Source organism: Phormidesmis priestleyi ULC007, from assembly GCF_003003695.1.
GTDB classification, from domain to species: Bacteria; Cyanobacteriota; Cyanobacteriia; order Leptolyngbyales; family Leptolyngbyaceae; genus Phormidesmis_A; species Phormidesmis_A priestleyi_A.
In genome coordinates, this window is sequence record NZ_PVWG01000109.1 from 1 (window position 1) to 1,699 (window position 1,699).

At 52.4% G+C, this 1,699-nt stretch carries 1 protein-coding gene; it reads right to left on the reverse strand.

Annotated elements, in window-relative coordinates:
• Window positions 1-3 precede the first annotated feature (3 nt).
• Window positions 4-1,362 (reverse strand): IS110 family RNA-guided transposase, encoded by a 1,359-nt coding sequence (locus tag C7B65_RS26850; RefSeq protein WP_073075372.1) that lies wholly within the window; start codon window positions 1,360-1,362, stop codon window positions 4-6.
• Window positions 1,363-1,699 lie beyond the last annotated feature (337 nt).

Sequence of the window (1,699 nt, forward strand, 5' to 3'; positions counted from 1 at the left end):
CTCCTAAGAAACACACTCCGGGAGAGCAGGTTTAGCAACGAGGTCAAATCCAAGCGCCATCGCCTTTTTCTTGAGGTTTTTGACCATTCGTTCCTGATACTGCTGCTCGTAAGTTTCCATGCCCGGATCGACAAACGCACCACCTGAAGTCCACAGGTGATAGAAGATGCGAGCGAGTTTGTGAGCCGTTGCTGTAATCGCTTTGGGTGCGCCGAGTTTCGCTTGCATCCGCCGGTAAAATGCGCCCAAGGCAGAATGCGACCGCACCAGGGTTTGCGCTGCCATCCGCAGCGCCGTTGCAACTCGATTGGCGACTTGGCGAGTCTGCGAACTTTTGCGCTTGCCGCCCGTGATGCGACTGCCGGGACACAGCCCTAACCAAGAGGCAAAATGCTTAGCCGAGGGAAATTTTGACGGGTCTAGTCCCAACTCGGACAACAGCGTCAGGACGGTGAGGACTCCAAAGCCATCGACGTGAGTGAAGTCCACGCCACTGATCCGGTACAAATGCGTTCGCAAATCAAAGCGCGGTGCATTTCCGGGTTGCTTTTTTCCGCGTCGTTTAGCAGCAGGTAAGGGGTTTGTGGCAACCTCAATGCGGTCTGCGAACTGATTGAGGCAGGCTTCGACTTCAGCATCACAGGCAGCAATCTGGGTTTGAAAGACATCGTAGAGTTGTAACTCCTGATGCAACACAAACACCAGTTCCGGGCGATAGTCGCCGTTTAATGCCGCCGCAATCTCGTCAGTACTGGCATGAATGCGGCGATCTTTAAGTGCTGCGAGTTTGTGCAAGTCTCGCTCGCCAGACACAATTGCTCGAATGATGGCAAGCCCAGTTGTGCCGCTGATATCGCTAATCACCCGGTGCAGTTGCACATTCATCTGGGTCAAGGCTTTTTGCATCCGTTGAATGTGAGTACTGGCACTCTTGATTAAGGTATCGCGTTGGCGGATGTAGCTACGGAGTACACAGATTTGGTCATCAGGACGAAAGGAGCCTGCGAGTAAGCCATAACGATGGAGCTGCCGCAACCATTGACAATCGAGCACATCACTTTTGCGTCCCGGCACGGTTTTTACCTGTCGAGCGTTGACTAACTTGACCTCAAAGCCTTGCGTTTCGAGAATCTGAAACACTGCAATCCAATACACTCCCGTTGCTTCCATCACCACAGTGTCAATGTCACACTGTTTGAGCCAGTCTGCCATCGCATACAGGTCAGCGGTAAAACACCCAAAGCGGCGAACGCACTCACTGTCTCGCCCCTCTGGAACGCTGACCCAATGGTAATCCGCACCGAGGTCAATGCCCGCAGCATTCGGATTAATCATCGAGAGTTCAGGCTGTGATGACGGCATTGACTGACCCTCCTAGAATGGTTGGAATCCTGCCCTGACCTGGATGGCGTTGCTCATACAGTCTCCTAAACGGGATAGTGGTTCTCACTTCGCCAATGGCTTAATCGCGACCTTCCAGAACCAGGCTGAGATACGGGCGCTGACGCACCAGTGATAAATCGGTCTTTGCTGTCAGGGCATTGACTTCACTGTAGAACACTGCTATGTCTCTTAACTTTGTGTTTCTTTTTTTCTTAACGAACGCTTCCGTTCCTTAATGGCTGAGATCTTGCACCCATCTCAATCAGCCGCGGGTAGAGGCTTGACAATGACTTCAAACCCCTGTGCTGCAATGACC

Bases quoted from the DNA above. Each gene is read 5' to 3' on its own strand.
- C7B65_RS26850 (WP_073075372.1), bottom strand. From the start codon at position 1,362: ATGCCGTCATCACAGCCTGAACTCTCGATGATTAATCCGAATGCTGCG.